General features: G+C 30.1%; 15 protein-coding genes and 1 tRNA gene. 11 read left to right on the top strand and 5 right to left on the bottom strand.

Annotation, left to right across the window (positions count from 1 at the left end; genetic code table 11):
• Window positions 1-18 precede the first annotated feature (18 nt).
• The 8 genes from EII29_RS01740 to EII29_RS01705 all read left to right on the top strand — a co-directional run bounded on the left by EII29_RS01740 (window position 19) and on the right by EII29_RS01705 (window position 10,703).
• The gene (locus EII29_RS01740) at window positions 19-663 is read left to right on the top strand and encodes a thiamine diphosphokinase (RefSeq protein WP_125235817.1); all 645 of its coding nucleotides are present in this window, start codon (window positions 19-21) and stop codon (window positions 661-663) included.
• Window positions 664-746: 83 nt separating this feature from the next.
• Window positions 747-821 (top strand) — tRNA-Gln (locus EII29_RS01735).
• 247 nt (window positions 822-1,068) lie between these two features.
• On the top strand, window positions 1,069-2,793 hold the full coding sequence (locus EII29_RS01730; protein WP_125235816.1) for an acyltransferase family protein: 1,725 nt from the start codon (window positions 1,069-1,071) through the stop codon (window positions 2,791-2,793).
• Between the two features lie 270 nt (window positions 2,794-3,063).
• Window positions 3,064-3,621, top strand: coding sequence for an NADPH-dependent FMN reductase (locus tag EII29_RS01725; protein ID WP_125235815.1), 558 nt, complete (start codon window positions 3,064-3,066; stop codon window positions 3,619-3,621).
• Between the two features lie 47 nt (window positions 3,622-3,668).
• Window positions 3,669-5,024: a glucose-6-phosphate isomerase gene (locus EII29_RS01720; protein WP_125235814.1), complete on the top strand. Its 1,356-nt coding sequence runs from the start codon at window positions 3,669-3,671 to the stop codon at window positions 5,022-5,024.
• A gap of 374 nt (window positions 5,025-5,398) precedes the next feature.
• The gene (locus tag EII29_RS01715; RefSeq protein ID WP_125235931.1) at window positions 5,399-6,772 is read left to right on the top strand and encodes an aminopeptidase; all 1,374 of its coding nucleotides are present in this window, start codon (window positions 5,399-5,401) and stop codon (window positions 6,770-6,772) included.
• Window positions 6,773-6,833: 61 nt separating this feature from the next.
• Entirely contained in the window at window positions 6,834-9,908 is a 3,075-nt protein-coding gene (locus EII29_RS01710) for an alpha-amylase family glycosyl hydrolase (RefSeq protein ID WP_125235813.1), read from the top strand.
• A gap of 24 nt (window positions 9,909-9,932) precedes the next feature.
• Window positions 9,933-10,703: a DeoR/GlpR family DNA-binding transcription regulator gene (locus EII29_RS01705; protein ID WP_125235812.1), complete on the top strand. Its 771-nt coding sequence runs from the start codon at window positions 9,933-9,935 to the stop codon at window positions 10,701-10,703.
• A gap of 296 nt (window positions 10,704-10,999) precedes the next feature.
• On the opposite strand, the gene EII29_RS01700 is transcribed toward EII29_RS01705, so the two are convergent.
• The 5 genes from EII29_RS01700 to EII29_RS01680 form a co-directional block, all read right to left on the bottom strand.
• On the bottom strand, window positions 11,000-11,230 hold the full coding sequence (locus tag EII29_RS01700) for a DUF3343 domain-containing protein (protein WP_125235811.1): 231 nt from the start codon (window positions 11,228-11,230) through the stop codon (window positions 11,000-11,002).
• Window positions 11,217-12,320 (bottom strand): YedE family putative selenium transporter, encoded by a 1,104-nt coding sequence (yedE, locus tag EII29_RS01695; protein ID WP_125235810.1) that lies wholly within the window; start codon window positions 12,318-12,320, stop codon window positions 11,217-11,219. The genes EII29_RS01700 and yedE overlap by 14 nt, the downstream gene beginning before the upstream one ends.
• Window positions 12,321-12,420: 100 nt before the next feature.
• Window positions 12,421-13,578 (bottom strand): aminotransferase class V-fold PLP-dependent enzyme, encoded by a 1,158-nt coding sequence (locus EII29_RS01690; protein ID WP_125235809.1) that lies wholly within the window; start codon window positions 13,576-13,578, stop codon window positions 12,421-12,423.
• A 267-nt stretch (window positions 13,579-13,845) separates the two neighbouring features.
• Complete coding sequence (locus tag EII29_RS01685; protein ID WP_199726004.1) at window positions 13,846-15,003, bottom strand: iron-containing alcohol dehydrogenase; 1,158 nt, start codon at window positions 15,001-15,003, stop codon at window positions 13,846-13,848.
• Window positions 15,004-15,177: 174 nt separating this feature from the next.
• Window positions 15,178-15,720 carry a phosphatase PAP2 family protein gene (locus EII29_RS01680; protein WP_125235808.1) on the bottom strand — a complete coding sequence of 181 codons (543 nt, stop codon included), beginning with the start codon at window positions 15,718-15,720 and terminating at the stop codon, window positions 15,178-15,180.
• Between the two features lie 133 nt (window positions 15,721-15,853).
• On the opposite strand from EII29_RS01680, the gene EII29_RS12985 reads away from it, so the two are divergent.
• The 3 genes from EII29_RS12985 to EII29_RS01670 all read left to right on the top strand — a co-directional run bounded on the left by EII29_RS12985 (window position 15,854) and on the right by EII29_RS01670 (window position 18,042).
• The gene (locus EII29_RS12985) at window positions 15,854-15,979 is read left to right on the top strand and encodes a hypothetical protein (protein ID WP_255411000.1); all 126 of its coding nucleotides are present in this window, start codon (window positions 15,854-15,856) and stop codon (window positions 15,977-15,979) included.
• Window positions 15,980-16,188: 209 nt separating this feature from the next.
• A complete protein-coding gene (locus tag EII29_RS01675; protein WP_125235807.1) occupies window positions 16,189-16,731 on the top strand; it encodes a type II secretion system protein in 543 nt (180 codons plus the stop codon).
• Complete coding sequence (locus tag EII29_RS01670; RefSeq protein WP_125235806.1) at window positions 16,732-18,042, top strand: ComEC/Rec2 family competence protein; 1,311 nt, start codon at window positions 16,732-16,734, stop codon at window positions 18,040-18,042. It begins immediately after the preceding gene.
• Window positions 18,043-18,153 lie beyond the last annotated feature (111 nt).

Here is an 18,153-nt window from a genome sequence, read left to right as displayed (position 1 = left end):
AAGGAGTCTTTTGAAATTATGAAAAACTGTATAATTTTTTTAAATGGAGAATATACATATTCACAAGAATTTATAGACAGTTTATTTAATGATGATACAGTCTGTCTATGTGCAGACGGTGGTGCCAACTTTGCACATAAATACGGCAAAATTCCTTCATATATAATCGGAGATTTGGATTCTGTAAATTCCGAAGTTTTAAATTATTATGAGACAAAAGAAGTGAATATTGTAAAATACAATCCTGAAAAAGATTATACGGATTTTGAACTTGTCTTGCAGAAAATGGAGCAAGTTGAAAGAGAAGGAAATTTTAAATTTAATTCTGTAAATATACTGGGTGCTTTAGGAAAAAGAACGGATTTTACTCTTAATAATATTTTCCTTATGGAAAATTATAAAAATTTAATAATTTTAACGGAAAATGAAGAAATATTTTACAAAGAAACCTCGTTTTCAATAGAAAATAAAAAAAAATGGGGATTTTCTTTAATTCCTTTAGATACGGTTATTAAAAAACTGTCTCTAAAAGGATTTAAGTATGAGCTTGACAGTATGGATGTGGAAAGGAAATCATCAAGACTTGTAAGTAATGTTATTGAGAAAAATGTGTGTAATGTAAATTTTACAGAAGGAAAAATGATTGTAGTATTAAGAAAATAAAAAAAGTCTTGACAATCGAAAAAAAATTATATATAATAACATTTGTCTTGAGAAGATTACGGAATATCTCAACAAAATTAGATTGGGCTGTCGCCAAGCGGTAAGGCACTGGACTTTGACTCCAGCATGCAATGGTTCGAATCCATTCAGCCCAGCCATTTTAAAACTAATAAAGAAATATATAGTTGCCGTTAAATGCGGCATTTTTTTATTTATGTTATATAAATATCAGTTATTGTTTTTTAGAGAAGCTGTTTTATGAGTTTGAAAATGAATAGTCTTTAAATTTTATATATTTTCTTTTTTCCTTTTGTTTAAGCCTATTATAAATTTTCGTTTTCAATATATTGTAATTTGATAGGGGTTCTGCTATAATTTATTATAATCAAAGGGAGTAGAAAACTGATGGAAAAAAAGAAAAGAATAGCCGGAATTGATATTTTAAGGGCTGTCGGCCTTATTATGATATGCTTATATCACTGGTTTCCATATAAAGGGACATATATAGGAGTAGTTATATTTTTTGTTATGAGCGGATATCTTTTTACAGAATCATTAATATCAAAAGAATTTTTATGTTCCGATGTAATAAAGAAAAGAATGGGGAAAATTTATCCAAGTCTTCTGGCAGTGATAACGGTTTCTACTGTTTTGATTTTTTTTATGAATGGAGGATTGGAACAAAAATATAGAAACAGTGTCTTTTTTTCTGTAACAGGTCTAAACAATATATATCAAGGAATATCGGGGATATCTTACTTTGATACTTATAATACGATTTTACCTTTAACTCATATATGGGCTTTGTCTTTTCAGATTCAGATGTATGTATTGCTTCCTTTCCTTTTGAAAGGATTAAAAAAGCTGAAACTGAAAAATCTAGGGATAGTCTTTTTTATTATCAGTATTTTATCCGCTTTTTATATGGCTTATAAATATTATAAAGGTGTAGAAATTTCTTCAATATATTATGGAACAGGTACAAGGGCATTTTCATTTTTTATAGGTGCGGGAATGGCCGCGGTTTATCAAAAAAAGGGAATAAAAACTGAAAGTGAAAAAATAAAAATACTGCTGTTTGGAATAGCAGGATTTATTTTTTTAATATTATTTTCTTTAACGGTTGATTATAAAAACAGCTTAAATTATTACGGATTACTTTATTTAATGAGTATTTTTACAGCATTTACAGTGATACTCTGTTCTAAACTGAAATTGAAAAAATTAAAAATACCTTTATCGGGATTTGTCGGAAAAATTCTTTTAGTATTGGGAAGACACGAGTATCAATATTATTTGTGGCAATATCCTATAATGATATTTACAAGGGAATTTTTTAAATGGTCGAAAATAAGCTTTCTTTATCAGTTTATATTACAAATTTTTCTCTTAGTAATAATCTCTGAAATAAGTTATTATATTTTTGAGAAAAGAAAAATAAGAAATTTGGGATATATAATGGCCGGGATTATAGTATTATTTTTATTTTTCTCTCCTGAATATATAAATAAAGATTTGGAAGAAATGAAGTTGATACAGTCGGAAATAAAAAAAGAAGAAAAAATTGAAACCGGAGAAAAATCCGTTTCAGAAAGTAAAATTTCTGAAAAATCGGAAAAAAATAATAAAGGAGAAATACAAAATTTAAAAAATGTTGATGAAAGAAAAATATTGTTTATTGGAGATTCTGTTTTGGAAATGGCGAAACCTGTATTGGAAAAGAAATATCCAAACAGTGTAATAAGTGTGAAAGTGGGAAGACAGTTTTCCGAACTTCCGGGGTTGCTGAATGAATTTAAGAGTAAGGGAGAATTGGACAGAATAGTTGTAATTGCTCTTGGTACAAACGGGTCATTTTCTAAAGAAGATATAAGTAAAGTAATGGAAATATTATATGATAAAGAAATATATCTTGTAAATTCGGTTGTTGCACGACCTTGGGAGAAAAGTGTCAATAAGATAATTGGCAATGCAGGGAGAACTTATAAAAACATAAAAGTTATAGACTGGTATTCTTATGCAAAAGGGAAAAGGAACTATTTTTATAAAGATGGAGTCCATCCTAAACCTGAAGCTGTCAAAAAATATGTAGAGCTTGTATATAAGAAAGTGAGTGAAGAGAAAAAATAGAATCAAAATTTTTAGTATTTTCGGGAAAAGTTTGAGTATTCACAGAAAAGTATAAAATAATTTTATATGAGAACATACGAGAAAAATGTAAAATTAAAATAAAAACACATCGACATTATTATCAATTAGTGATAGAATAACTATGAAAAAATGTTGATATCATCAAGAGTGCTTTATTAATGTAATAAAAAATTTTAACAGCACTAACAATAAAGTAAAAGGCTGATTATAAAATAAGATTAATAAAACTAAGAGTGAGGAGGAATTTTTATGAGTAAGAAAAAAATACTGTTTATTATAGGATCGTTGAGAAAAAAGTCTTTTAATTCAACAATGGCAAAGTATGTTGAAGAAATAGTCAGGGATAAAGCAGATGTCGAAATTCTTGAGTATTCGAAATTGCCTTATATGAATCAGGATATTGAGTTTCCGACACCTGAAGAAGTTGAAAAAGTGCGTGAAAAAGTAAGCTCTGTTGACGGAATATGGATATTTACACCTGAATATAATTATAATATTCCGGGTGTATTGAAAAATTTATTAGATTGGTTATCCCGTCCGTTAAAACCTTTTGCTTTTCAAGAGCCTACTGCAATATCAGGTAAATTTGTAACAATCAGTGGAGCTGCAGGAAGATCGGCCGCAGCAGGAGCAAGAGAAAGTTTGGCTGAATTATTAGGATTTGTAAGAACCGAAGTCATAGGAGAAGCGGGAACCGGTGTTTCAGTTCCGGCAGAAGCGTTCGAGACAAATGAACTGACATTATCCGAAGAGAATAAAGAAGCATTGAAAAAGCAGGCAGAAGAATTTTTAAGTGCTTTAAAGTAATAATGTTTTAAGTTAAAGAAAAAATATATAGAAACGGAGTAGTAACAATGAAATTAAATTTTAGTTATCAATTTGCAAAAAATTTTTTTGGTGGAGAAGAACTTAATCAGATAAAACCTTATGTTGAGCTGGCAAATGAAGTATTGATGAAAGGAACGGGAGCAGGAAACGATTTTCTTGGTTGGGTTTCTTTGCCTAAAAACTATGATAGGAAAGAATTTGAAAGAATTAAAAAAGCTGCAGAAAAAATAAAAAATGATTCAGAAATACTGATAGTAATCGGAATAGGAGGATCGTATCTGGGAGCGAAAGCAGCGATTGAGTTTTTGTCTCATAGTTTTTACAATAATCTTCCGAAGGAAAAAAGAAAAACACCTGAAATCTATTTTGCAGGAACAAATATGAGTAGTACGTATTTGAATCATCTTATAGAATTAGTGGGAAATAGAGATTTTTCAGTAAATGTCATTTCAAAGTCCGGAACGACTACAGAACCGGCAATAGCATTCAGAATATTTAAGAAAATGCTTGAAGAAAAATATGGTAAAGAAGAAGCAGGAAAAAGAATTTATGCTACTACGGATAAATCAAAAGGAGCGTTGAAAACTCTTGCGGACACTGAAAATTATGAGACATTTACTGTACCTGATAATGTAGGAGGAAGATTTTCAGTATTAACCGCGGTAGGGTTACTCCCAATAGCTGCAGCAGGGATAAATATAGATGAACTTATGTCAGGAGCTATGGATGCTATGATTGACTATGAAAAGGATTCTATGGAGGAAAATCAAGCATTGCAGTATGCAGCTGTGAGAAATATTTTACATAGAAAAGGAAAAGATGTTGAGATTCTTGTAAATTATGAACCGAAACTGCATTATTTTTCTGAATGGTGGAAACAACTGTTCGGAGAATCCGAAGGAAAGGACGGAAAAGGTCTTTATCCGTCATCGGTTGATTTTTCAGCGGATTTACACTCTCTGGGGCAATATATTCAGGAAGGTAAGAGAATAATGTTTGAAACAGTTATTTCTGTAGGAAAACCTGAAAGTGATTATATAATAGAAAGTGATGTTGAAAATCTTGACGGATTGAACTTTATAGCAGGAAAAACATTAGACTATGTAAATAAAAAAGCTACTGAAGGAGTTATTCTTGCACATATTGACGGAGGAGTACCGAATTTGACTATAAATATACCTGAAATGACACCTTACCATTTAGGTTATGCTTTTTATTTCTTTGAAAAAGCATGCGGAGTGAGCGGATATCTAGCGGGAGTAAATCCTTTTGACCAGCCGGGAGTGGAAGCTTATAAAAAGAATATGTTTGCACTTTTAGGTAAGCCGGGGTATGAAGAAGAGGGAAAAAGACTTCAAGAAAAACTTAAAGAAATGAAATAAATAATTTAAATGTAAAAAGCTATTTTAAAACGTACTGTAAAGTTTGGTACAAAATTAAAAAAAGTACTCTTAAAATGGCTTTTTTATTGGAAAAAATTATTTTTTGAAGATTCATTGTTATGATATTATTGTTTCGATTATAGAATTTTTTAAGTTTCAAAAATATTTATTATATTTGGAAAATAGTAAATTAAATATGTTCAAATAAATATTTTACTAATCGGTATAATTCATATTTTTTCGTAAAATTTTAAAAATATAAAATTATTTTATGAAAAAATATTTGAGAATATTTGTATTTTATTGTAAAATATATAATCTAAAAAAGTAAAAAATATATGAATAAATATTAAATGAAAGGTCGTGATATATTTATGACAAAGGAAAATTTATGGAAAAGCTATAGTGAAAAGGAAAAGAAACAGATTTTTAAATTTGCGGAAGAATACAAAAGCTACCTTGATTCGGCAAAAACAGAGAGAGAATTTGTAACGGTAACGGAAAAGGAGCTTATAAAAAATGGATTCATAGATATAAACAAGAAAAAGACATTAAAAAAAGGAGATAAAATCTATTATAACAACAGAGATAAAAATATTGTTGCAGTAATAGTAGGGAAAGATATAAAAAGTGGAATTAATATGATAGTATCCCATATTGATTCTCCAAGACTTGATTTAAAACCTAATCCTATAAAGGAAGATGAAGAATTTGCTCTTTTAAATACTCATTATTACGGAGGAGTAAAAAAATATCAATGGGCTGCCACTCCTCTTGCCTTACATGGTGTAGTATTTTTGAAAAATAATAAAAAAGTATCACTTTCAATAGGGGAGGATGAAAATGATCCTGTTTTCAGTATTCCTGATTTACTTCCGCATCTTGCACAGAAAGTACAGGGAGAAAGAAAAGCGGGAGAAGTGATTCAGGGAGAAGAATTGAAGCTGCTATTCGGAAATATTCCTTTAAATGATAAAAATGTAAAACAGCAAACAAAGCAATTTGTACTGGATAAACTGAAAAAAGATTATGGAATAGAAGAAGATGACTTTTTTGCTGCAGAGCTGGAAATAGTTCCTGCAGGGAAGCTGAGAGATGTAGGGATAGATAGAAGTATGATAGGAGGCTATGGTCAGGATGATAGAATATGTGCCTATACTTCTTTAAGAGCTCTTTATGAAGTGAAAAATAATGAAAAGACTGTAATGGCATTTTTGACAGATAAAGAAGAAATCGGAAGTGAGGGTTCTACAAGCCTGAAAGCCACATTACCTGAACTTATTATAGGAAAAATGCTTCTTATGACTGAAAAGAACTATAATGACCAAATTTTGAGAGAGACATTATGGAACTCCAAAGCTTTGTCATCAGATGTAACTGCAGCTATGAATCCTTTATTTAAATCGGTACATGACGGAGATAATGTCGCAAGACTGTCCTACGGTCTTGCTTTTGCAAAGTATACCGGAAGTAGGGGAAAAGTCTCGGCAAATGATGCAGACGCGGAATATTTGCAAGAAATAAGACAAATATTTGATAAGAATAAAATAAAATATCAGTCGGGAGGATTTGGAAAAGTTGACGAAGGTGGAGGAGGAACGGTAGCTAAATATTTGGCACATTATGGAATAAAAACTGTAGATGCGGGACCTGCCTTATTGTCAATGCATTCATTATTTGAAATATCTTCCAAAGCTGATTTGTACGAAACATACAGAGCCTATAAAGTATTTTTTGAGCTTAAATAAGAAATGAGAGTATCAGGATTTTTCCGGTGAATGATACTCGGAGAGAAACAGGGAGAAAATTATGAGTTGTAAAATTCTGATATATAAAAATAATAAATTTTATAAAGAAGCTGATTTAAAAAAAATAAAAAATGGAGTATATATATATAAATGGGGGAATGTAGAAGCAGGGAGTTATTTTTTTGAACTGAAAGATGAAAATGATGTTTTAAAAAGTATCACTTACAGTCATACGGCTCCTTTTGCCACTGATTTTGAAGGAGTAGTTGAAGAAAATGCTTCTCCAAAATCCATAACGGGTTTTCAAAACGGAATAGATATTTTGGTATCGTATATTCCCAACAAAAAGTTGCTTATTCTATCCAAAAAGAAGTTTTTCCGTATGAAGTTGGATATATCCGATTTTGGTTTGAAAGAAGTCGAGAAAATAGAAATATCAGGGAATTTTAATAGTTGGATACCTGAAGAAGAGCCTATACGTCACTTGTCAGGAACAATTTATGAAATAATTCTCGCAATTCCTGAGGGGGTATACGAATATAAATATCTTATAGATGGAAAATGGTATCCTGAAAATGAAAATAAAAAGTTGATTATAGGTGAGAATGGGGCATTATTTCCTGCAGGAGATTTGGGAACGGGAAAATTTGTTTATGAAGCTGTAGACAGGAATATTGATTTAAAAGCGATTGTCCATAACAATAAAAGTTTAAAATACTTTAATAAGTTATCCGACAGGGAATATGAGTTTACAATAAGAACTCAATCTGAAGATGTGGAAAGAGCATATATAAGTATTGTACTTCATGAAGAAGATAACTATGAAATGATATATGAACTTGAAAGATTTAAAGATGGTACAAACGGATTTGATTATTTTAAGAGAATAATAGATTTCGGAAGAAAAGTAGATAAAATATCTTATTTCTTTATTCTTGAGGATGGAGATACGAAAGCCTACTTTAACGGTAAACTAGGTTATAAAAAGCCAAAGAGAATTTCAGTAAGGACTGCACATGATGATATAGAAATATTTAATATTCCTGAATGGTCTAAAGAGGCAATTTGGTATAATATTTTTCCTGACAGGTTTTATAACGGAAATCCTTACAATGATCCTATTTTCAATGAATTTGGACCTGAAGCATACAAGATAAATGAACTTCATGAAAACGGTTTTGTGGAAAATTATAAATGGAACAGAAATAACAATTTATACGGGAAATTTGACAGAAACAGATGGACGGCAGACTTTGGAAAACAGGTTACGTGGGAAAAATTAGGAGAAAAAGGAATTGATTATAGTTTGAAATACGCAAGGATGTATGGAGGAGATCTCGAAGGGATAAAGAAAAAAATTCCTTATATGAAAGAACTTGGAATTAATGCAGTATGGCTTAATCCTGTATTCTTTTCATATCAGAACCATAAATACGGAGCTAATGATTTCAGGCATATATCCCCTGATTTGGGAGCAATAAGGACAAGCGGAAGCAGACATAATGTTGAAGTAAGCAAAGATAATAAGTACGGAAATAAAGCATATACAGATATTTTAGGTAAAGAATCTGTAAACAATAGTGAATTTAAGCTTCTTGAAGTAAATTTGAAAGGTGAAAATAAAGGAAAAAACGGATATGGAGAAAATGAAGATCCGTCAACATGGGTGTGGACTGAGTCTGATCTTATAATGGTCGATCTTATAAAAGAGTTTCATAAAAACGGGATAAGAGTAATATTTGACGGGGTATTTAATCATAGCAGCGACAGACATTGGTCGTTTAATATGGTACTTGCTGAAGGGGAAGAATCTCCTTATAAGGATTGGTATAAATTTAATGATTTCAGTCAGCATATACCTGTCACCGATGATATGACGGATAAACAGGCATATGAAACTGTAACAGGAAATAAAAACAGGGTAAAGTATAATTCATGGGCAGGATTTAATTCTCTTCCCGAATTTAATACATTTAATCAGGAATATAAAGAATACATTTTCAATATAACAAGAAAATGGATGTACGGGCCTGACGGAAAAACAAGTGAAAACTGGCAGGAAGATGACGGTATAGACGGTTGGCGACTGGATGTTCCTAATTGTCTTGAAAATCAGAATTTCTGGCTTGAATGGCGAGAAGTAGGAAAAGAGGTAAAGCCTGATTCATACATTACTGCCGAATTGTGGGGAAATGCATCAGGGGATATAAACGGTGGAAATAAATTTGATGCGGTAATGAACTATGAATGGCTGAAAACGGTCATCGGATTTTTTATAAATCAGAGTAGAGAAGGCGGAGACAGATATAAGCTGAAAGCAACTGACTTTTTCAATGAATTGAGAGAAAAAAGGACATGGTACCCTTTCCAGTCATTACAGGCATCACAAAATTTAAACGGGTCTCATGACACTGACAGACTTTATTCAAGAATAGTAAATGACGGAGTAGGAAGAAATTTGGAAGAAGGAAAGCAACTTGAAAAGGGGTACAACGGAATCAGACCGGATCTTGCTTCGGATTATCATCCTAATACAACCGTTAACTGGAGGCAGAGTGAAATAAAGCCGAAAGATGTACTTAAACTTATATCCATATTTCAGATGACATATATAGGAGCACCTATGCTGTTTTACGGAGATGAAATCGGAATGTGGGGTGCAACGGATCCTTATTGTAGAAAACCTATGCTTTGGGATGAATTTATGTATGATGATGAAAGAAATCCTTCGTATATAAATCAGGGAGAAAAGTATTCTCAAAAACCGGATAATGATTTATACCAATGGTATAAAAAATTAATAAAAATAAGACGGGAAAATAGAGTTCTCATATATGGGAAGTTTAAAGAACTGATAGCGGATAACGATAGAGAACTTGTCGTATATGAAAGAGCAAATGAAGGACGCTCTATAATCGTAGCAATAAATAACTCTTTCAGTGATTGTGAAAATATAGAAATTCAGACTGATTACCCAAATGAAAAATATTTGGATCTCATAAAAGGAAATATTATAAAAACAGGTATTACAGGGAAAATGAAAATTGATTTGAAAGCAAAACAGGGGGCAATATTAAAACGTTGGATAAGCGGAAGCGGCATAAACGGTTCAAATGGACCGATGTTCAGATATTAAAAATTATAATATGGAGAATATAATATGTTTTTAGATGAAAGACTGGAAAAAATACTGGAAATTTTGAAAAAGGAAAAAAAAGTGAAAGTAAATGAACTTTCTGAAGAATTCAGTGTTTCTGAAGTTATTATAAGAAAAGATCTTAAAAGGCTTGAGCTTGAAGGGAAACTAAAAAGAACTCACGGAGGAGCGATACTCTTAAAAGAACTGGTACATACAATAACCCTTGAAGACAGGATAATTAACAGGACAAAGCAGAAAGAGATGATTGCCAAAAAAATAGTTGAAAATATAAAAGAAGGCGAAGGGGTATTTTTTGACGTTTCAAGCATAAATTATATCGCTGCCGAGTATCTTTCCAATAGTGAGAAATCCCTGAATCTTTTTACAAATATGCCGAGTATTGCAGCACTGTTCAATAAAAATTCCAGAATAAAACTTACGATAATTGGCGGTGATTATCATAAGGAAATAGGTGGGATAATTGGAAGTGAAGCTATAAACAATATAATAAAATATAATGTAGACAAGGCGTTTATCGGTTGTGCCGGAATTGATTTGGATACAGGGAAAGTAATGAATTTTGAATCGAATGACGGAAATACAAAAAAAGCGATTATGAATATATCAACTCAGAAATTTTTAATTACAGAGCTTAGAAAATTTGAAACAGAGGGAAGTTTCAATTTTAGTAATTTAGCAGATTTTACAGCTATATTTTCTGAAAAAAGAAGAGCGGATTATCCGTCAACTATGAGAAAAAAATTTCAGGAGTTGGATGTGGAAATAGGATAGTTTATTTTCCTCGAAAATTCATTACAAAACCTAATCTTTCATTCTCATACTGTTAAATATTTTTTAAAATTTCAAAAATATCTATTATGCTTGAAAAATATGAAATTGGATATTTCCAAACAGCTGTTTTATGATTAGTATAATTTATATTTTTTAGAAAAATTAATGTCAAAAGATCAAAAAAATAGTAGATATAAGCATATTTAATAACATATAAAAAATGGAAACCTTTATGTTAAATACAAGGATTTCCATTTTTTTATAAATTAAAATTATTTTTAGTTGTAAAAAGATTTTTACATTTCAAAAATTTCTCCTATGTTCGCTTTGTTTTGACCGATTATTTTTATTATGCCTTCTTTCAGTTCAATATCTGAACACCATGCTATTCCACAGCCCGACGAAATTTTTCGAGGTACAGGAATAAGTCTTCCTTTTACTTTTTCGGCCTTAAGAATTTTTTCAACATATATTGCATCCGACATACTTTGAAAAGTTATAATAACTTTTATTTTATCTTTTTTCATTAATTTTTCCTTTTTTAATACCTGTTATTCCTACACTAATTAAAAATATTATGCAGAAAAGTAAAGCTATTTTTCCATTCAAGTTTGGTCCCCCTAAAGTTTCAGGAGATGTTGCAGTTGCTTTTGTCGCTACTGCCGCAGCAAGTTTAAAGTTATGAGCTACAGCCGCTCCGATAAACAACCCTATTACTGTTATTATTGAATCTGATGATCCTTGCCCTGCAAGTATGAGCTGTCTTAAAGGACAACCGCCCATTAATACTCCTGCCAATCCCACTGTATATAATCCGAGTATATTCCATATAAACTGAGGATGAGCTATAGGACCGTATGCTGTAAATTTAAAATTTCCTGTAATGATATTATAAATTAATATAATAATGAACATACCGAAGATAGGTGTTATCATTTCAAAATTTTTCATAAGAAAAATATTTCTTATGCTTCCTGTAAAGCACATTCTTACTTTTTGAGCTATTATACCGAAAAGTATTCCTCCTACAAGAGATATAATCAAAGGTGCATGAATACTTCCGGGACCTTTTTTACTTATGGCAAATAGACCTGTAGTAACACTAAGTATAAGTAATAATAATAGGCTTGTTGGAAATATATATCCATTTTCCTTTTTTATTTCAACTTTTTTTTCCAGTGAATATCCTTTTTTCAAAAAGAAAACACCTGTTCCTATACCTGCTAAAAATCCTATAAATCCTATGTATGCACTTAAGTCTCCTCCTGCTATACGGAGAATCATTCTTGTAGGACATCCTAAAAATATTAAAGCTCCTATCATCATTGCAATACCTGAAAAAAATCTTATTACGGGAGAAGAACCGCCGGTAGCTTTAAATTCTTTTGTGAAAAGGGAAATTATAAATGAACCTAAAACAATTCCCGGTATTTCAGGTCGAAAATACTGGACTGCATTTGCATTGTGAAACTTCATTGAACCTGCTATGTCTCTAATAAAACATGCTACACATATAGCCATATTTTGGGGATTTCCTGAAACGGCAAGCCATATGGCTATTAAACCTGCTAAAATACCTGATATAAGTAATCCTTTTTTTGAACTGATAAATTCCATGATACCCACTCCTTAGTAATTTTATTTTGTTTGAATTATTTATTATTAAACATTTAAAAAAATAACAAGAGAAATTTTTAACTTGAAAATGTTGAAATAACTATTTATAATAAGAAACAATTTCTTTCAGAGCATTTACAGTATTTTTTACATCATTCTCGCTATTAAAATATGAAAAACTGAATCTTACGGCTCCTTGTCTTTCAGTTCCCAGTGCTTTGTGCATTAAAGGAGCGCAATGTCCTCCTGCTCTCGTAACAATATTATATTCTACATTAAGTATATCACATATTTCTCCGGAGTCAATATCTCCGATATTAATAGAGATTAAAGGTATCCTGTTAATTTTTTCGTTTTGTCTGTTAAAGAAAGTTCCATATATTTTAATATTTTTAATATTTTTAATTCCGTCATAAAATTTCCACATTAGTTCACTTTCTTTTTTATGGATATTTTGAATACCTGTTTTATTTATAAAATCTATTGCAGCGTTCAGTCCGGCTATTCCATGTCCGTTTAATGTACCTGCTTCAAGCCTTTCAGGCATACTTACAGGGTGGTTTTTATTATATGTATCAATGCCGCTTCCTCCGACTTTCATGGGATTAATATTAATACCTTTTTTCACATAAAGACCTCCTGTACCTTGAAGTCCCATTAATCCTTTATGTCCTGTAAAACAGAGGACATCAATATTATCAGAAATAATATCAATAGGAATTATTCCAGCCGTTTGAGAAGCATCAACTATAAAAAGAAGATTATTTCTTCTACAGAATTCACCTATTTTTTTAATATCGGTTATATTTCCTGTAAGGTTTGAAGCATGGGTACATATAACAGCTTCAGTATTTTTTCGGATATATTTTTGCATAAAAGAAATATCAGGATTTTCTATTTCGTGCGACTTTAAAAAAGTTATGGAAGTTCCTTTTTTTTCAAGGAGATAAAGAGGTCGCAGTACAGAATTGTGTTCGGCTTCTGTCGTAATAATATGACTTTTTTCTGAAAAAAGTCCATTTATTGCCATGTTTAATGCTTCAGTGGCATTTGAAGTAAATACTACTTGTTTCGAACTTTCACCGTTAAAAAAATCACATATTTTTTCTCTTGTTTCATAAATTTTTCTTGCAGAACTCAAAGAAGCATCATTTGCTCCTCTACCTGCATTTCCCATAGTTTTCATGGCTTCACAAACTGCATTTATTACTTCTTCGGGTTTGTAATAGGAAGTTGCCGCATTATCTAAATATATCATTTTTCTCCTTTTCTTTAATTCTATCGGATATTTTCATTAAATTATACAATAATAAGGAGAATTTGTCGATATTAAAGATTTTTCGATGAGAGCTCATTGTGGCTCTCATGCTTCCGTCATCGACTTCAAAATTTTTTAATTTTTATATGTTTACAAAGGAACACGCTAAAAGATATGAAGTCTTTTTGTAATAATATGAAGAATATTCATAAAACAAAGTAAAAAAGATAAAATCGTATTATTGGTAAGATTAATGTTATTTTTGATTTATAATGATGATTTTAAAATATTTATTACGTCATTTTTTGTTAGGTTATACACAGAGCCTAAAACAGGTCGATCTGTAGCTATTTCAGCCATTTTTTTAATATTTGTGCTGTCAATTCCAACTTCTGAAAGATGTGTAGGGGCTCCGAGAGATTTCCAGTAAGATTGTAATTTCAAAATTCCTTCTTTTCCAATTTCTTCATCTGATTTTTCTTCGGGATTTACATCCATTACATTTATTGCAAACTGTTTTACTCTGAGAATATCTTTCGGTAGAATATATAATAACCAGTTAGGCATAATTATAGAAAGCCCCTCAGCATGAGCGATATCGTATACTGCACTGACTGCATGTTCTATTCCGTGAGTCGCCCAGTCGCCCATTGTTCCCCAACTAAGAGAATAATTCAGACCTATAGTTGCCGACATCATAAGAACTGCTCTTATATCGTAATTATGAGGACTTTCGAGTACAAGAGGGGCATATTTCATAACAGTTTTTAAGCTGCTTTCAATAAGTCCGTCCATAACGGGATTGTGTTCAGCATTAAAATATTGTTCAATCATATGTGACATTGTATCTACAATTCCATTTACAGTCTGACTCAAAGGGACAGTAAATGTATACACAGGATCGAGTATGGAAAATTTAGGATAAGCCAGAGGGCTGCTCCAACCTATTTTTTCTTCAGTTTCAATATTTGTAATAACACTTCCCGGATTCATTTCGGAACCTGTTGCAGCAAGAGTAAGAATATCTCCAAAAGGAAGAGCTTTTTCAGGAAAATATTTCTTTTTTACAATATCCCACGGATCGCCGTCATAGTAAGTTCCGACAGATATAAGTTTCGCACAGTCTACTGTACTTCCTCCACCGGCGGCAAGGAGAAAATCAATATTATTTTTCCTTATTATTTCAATAGCCTTTCTTGCCGTTGATACACGAGGATTAGGCTCTACTCCGCCCAGTTCAAATATTTCAAAGTCTTTCAATTGACTGTAAATTTCATCATATAATCCGTTTTTTTTAATACTGCCTCCTCCATAAAGAAGCAAAATTTTCTTTCCATATGTTGAAATTTCTTTTGAAAGATGTTTGATTTGACCTTTTCCGAATAGAATTTTTGTAGGATTCCGGTAAATAAAATTGTTTATCATGAATAAAACCTCCCTTTGTTATATTATAAATTTACTTTTTCACTTTATATTTTATACTGTAAAACTTAGTTTTTAGAGTATAAAATTATATAAATAGTATTTTTAAACTTAATAAGTATTAAAATTGAACTATAATAAAAATATACTATATATTTTTGATATTAGTTTTTTTCCTTATTTTTTTTTGAAAGTATCAAAAATTTTCTGTCCTGCATATCCTGAAAATAATCCGATTAATATTCCTGCTGCTACATCACTTACATAGTGAACCGTTAAATATAGTCTTGAAAATGAAATAAGAATAGCAACGGTTAAAATAAAAGCAGAATATTTCTTTATATTTTTAAAAAATATATATGTCATTACGAATGAAGCGGCAGTGTGTCCTGACGGAAAGGAATAATCTTTTGGTGCATTTATTAAAAGTATGATATCTGATATTTCATTAAACGGTCTTTCTCTTTGAACTAGCGGTTTTAAAGTAATATTTACTATAATGGAGCATATTAAAAGAGAAAGCAAGGAAATAAAGCCGACTTTTCTATATTTTTTAGTCAAAAGTAGAACTGTTGAAAGTCCGATCCATATAATTCCATGGTCTCCCAAACGAGTAAAAAATATCATAATTTTACTGAATAAATCATTCTGCAATAAGTGTTGAAAGGTATAAAAAAATTTTACGGCTAATATATCCGCATTTTGTATGATATTAAACATATTTTCTCCTAAAAAATTTATTTTTACTATAATATTATATATTAAAAATAAAAAAAACAAAAGCAATAAAAAATTAACTTATTTTTAATTTTATGAATTTGTGATATAATATAAAAAAACTTCAGGAGGGATTATGGATGAAAAAGCAATAAATTTAATAAACAGGATATGTGAACTTACAAAAGGAAATGATGGGAAAATGTTTATATATGCACGAAATAAAATATGGATTTATCAATTATATAAAAATGTTTTTTAACAGGAGCTGATATTTTTTGTTGGAAGAAATGGCTTATTTTAATAATAACGAAAGTATGAAAAATACATAAATGAAGATAAAGTTAAATGAGGGAATACCGGATTTTATGAGAAATAATACTAAAGATATAAAAGTAAATAAATTTTTAAATATATTTATACAGAAAATATAGTTAAGAGATGTTGAAAGGATAAAATGGGAGGATTAATATGAAAAATAAAAGGGATAGCGGGTTTACAATCATTGAGGTTTTAATGTATATGGCAATTATTTCAATTCTTTTTGCTGTTGTTTTCAATGTTTTGCAAAATCAGAAAGAGAAGCAAGAATTTTCAATTCAGAAAAGAAACATAAGTCAGTTCATAAGAAAAATTCAGCAATATGCTCAATACAATAAAAAAGAGTATATAATTGATTTTAAAATATCTGAAAAGACAGTTTATTTTATAAGTGAAGAAAATGGGCAAAGGGATATAATAGGGAAGCTTGGAATATCTGAAAATATATCGTACATGACAAATAATTCAGATAAAAATTCCGATTTTAAAAGAAAAACCACTATAGAAGGGAATTTTGAAAAAGGTTTTTCCATTTATCTTTTAAATAAAAAAGGAACCGAAATATATTACAGAATATCCACAAATACCATAAATGCTGCAAAATATCCTATAATTAGCATTTATAGAGCAAAAAAACCTATAAATATAAATGTTGACTATGAAAAGTCAAATTTATGGGAAGAGGAGCTTTAAATGCAGAAAAATATATTTTTTTTGAAAAGAGAAGAAAATGGAAAAATTATCAAAAATTTTTCAAGTACTTTACTTTCAATGATATTTTTAATTTGGCTATTTGTTTTATATGTAAATTTTGTTACATATAAAGGTAATTTTGAAGGGATAAGAACTTTGTATGTTAAAATGGATGGAGGCACAGGTACAGTTTTAAAAGTGAATAATAAATATTTAAAGAAAAAAATAGTGATAAAAAATAGTAAAAATCTCAGTTACGGCTTTTATTTAATAAAATATGAAATAAAAAATATAAAAGAGAAAAGCGGTTTTATAACTTTGAACGGGAAAATTTTAGGTTATAAGGAATCAAAACTGAACAGTATAAGAAAATATATTTCAGATATATTTGATGAGTTGTTTATAACTGAAAATAACCTTTATGCTTTTTCAAAAACAGCTGTATTAGGGGAAAAATCATACATGTCAAAAGATATGAATGATAAGTTTAAATATACAGGACTTGCTCATCTGACAGTTATTTCAGGGACGCATATAAGCCTTGTCATTATGGGAATAATAAAAATACTGGATAAAATTAATGCAGGGTATAAGATGAAGTATATATTGGCACTAACAGTTCTGACTTTTTACTGTACTGTTATAGGAATGTCTTCAGGAATATTGAGAGCTTATATAATGGGAGCAATAATGATTCTCGCAAGAATTTTGTTTGAACAGGAAGACAGTAAAAAATCACTTTTAATTTCAGCAATTATAATAGTTGTCTTAAACCCATATTCGATATTTGATATTTCAGTTCAATTATCTTATGCAGCAGTTATTGCGATAATATTTGTTTACCCTGTCTTTGAAAAAGTGTTTAAAGAAAAATATTTTGATAAGATACAGGACGGGATATGGAAAGATACGGTAAAATTGTTATTTTTAAGTTTGTCTGTACAAATTGTGAGTACGCCTTTGTTCCTTTATTATTTTGATAAACTCCCTCTTTTTTCGTTTTTATTGAATATTATAGGTGTTCCTTTGGGAACGGTACTTATAGAGTTTTTATTCGGAACAGTTTTTCTGAATATATTGAAACTAAGTATATTTAATTCTATCCTTATAATATTTTTGAAAATAATTTATAATGCTTTTGAAGGATTCATATATATAGGGAGTAAGCTGCCTTTTTTACAAACTGAAATTTCTATAAAAGTAAACATTTATTTTGTGATAATTTATTATATGCTTTTATTAATAATTTTATTTTCCATGAGAGATCGTTGTCGCTCATATATCAATGCTATCGACTGCAAAGTTTTTTAAGTTTTTAAAAATATTTATTATGATTGAATAACGGCAAACTTATATTGTTCAGATATATATTTTCATGATGTGAATGAGTTCTTACGGATAATAACTTAACTTGAAAAATAA

The organism is Leptotrichia sp. OH3620_COT-345, assembly GCF_003932895.1.
In the GTDB taxonomy this organism is placed as follows: Bacteria; Fusobacteriota; Fusobacteriia; order Fusobacteriales; family Leptotrichiaceae; genus Pseudoleptotrichia.
The sequence above is the reverse complement of the archived record's forward strand: the minus strand, read 5'-3'. Positions and strand labels throughout refer to the sequence as shown.

Bases quoted from the DNA above. Each gene is read 5' to 3' on its own strand.
- EII29_RS01710 (WP_125235813.1), top strand. From the start codon at position 6,834: ATGAGTTGTAAAATTCTGATATATAAAAATAATAAATTTTATAAAGAA.
- EII29_RS01740 (WP_125235817.1), top strand. From the start codon at position 19: ATGAAAAACTGTATAATTTTTTTAAATGGAGAATATACATATTCACAA.
- EII29_RS01720 (WP_125235814.1), top strand. From the start codon at position 3,669: ATGAAATTAAATTTTAGTTATCAATTTGCAAAAAATTTTTTTGGTGGA.
- EII29_RS01705 (WP_125235812.1), top strand. From the start codon at position 9,933: ATGTTTTTAGATGAAAGACTGGAAAAAATACTGGAAATTTTGAAAAAG.
- EII29_RS12985 (WP_255411000.1), top strand. From the start codon at position 15,854: ATGGATGAAAAAGCAATAAATTTAATAAACAGGATATGTGAACTTACA.
- EII29_RS01690 (WP_125235809.1), bottom strand. From the start codon at position 13,578: ATGATATATTTAGATAATGCGGCAACTTCCTATTACAAACCCGAAGAA.
- EII29_RS01725 (WP_125235815.1), top strand. From the start codon at position 3,064: ATGAGTAAGAAAAAAATACTGTTTATTATAGGATCGTTGAGAAAAAAG.
- EII29_RS01680 (WP_125235808.1), bottom strand. From the start codon at position 15,720: ATGTTTAATATCATACAAAATGCGGATATATTAGCCGTAAAATTTTTT.
- EII29_RS01730 (WP_125235816.1), top strand. From the start codon at position 1,069: ATGGAAAAAAAGAAAAGAATAGCCGGAATTGATATTTTAAGGGCTGTC.
- EII29_RS01715 (WP_125235931.1), top strand. From the start codon at position 5,399: ATGACAAAGGAAAATTTATGGAAAAGCTATAGTGAAAAGGAAAAGAAA.
- yedE (WP_125235810.1), bottom strand. From the start codon at position 12,320: ATGGAATTTATCAGTTCAAAAAAAGGATTACTTATATCAGGTATTTTA.
- EII29_RS01675 (WP_125235807.1), top strand. From the start codon at position 16,189: ATGAAAAATAAAAGGGATAGCGGGTTTACAATCATTGAGGTTTTAATG.
- EII29_RS01685 (WP_199726004.1), bottom strand. From the start codon at position 15,003: ATGATAAACAATTTTATTTACCGGAATCCTACAAAAATTCTATTCGGA.
- EII29_RS01700 (WP_125235811.1), bottom strand. From the start codon at position 11,230: ATGAAAAAAGATAAAATAAAAGTTATTATAACTTTTCAAAGTATGTCG.
- EII29_RS01670 (WP_125235806.1), top strand. From the start codon at position 16,732: ATGCAGAAAAATATATTTTTTTTGAAAAGAGAAGAAAATGGAAAAATT.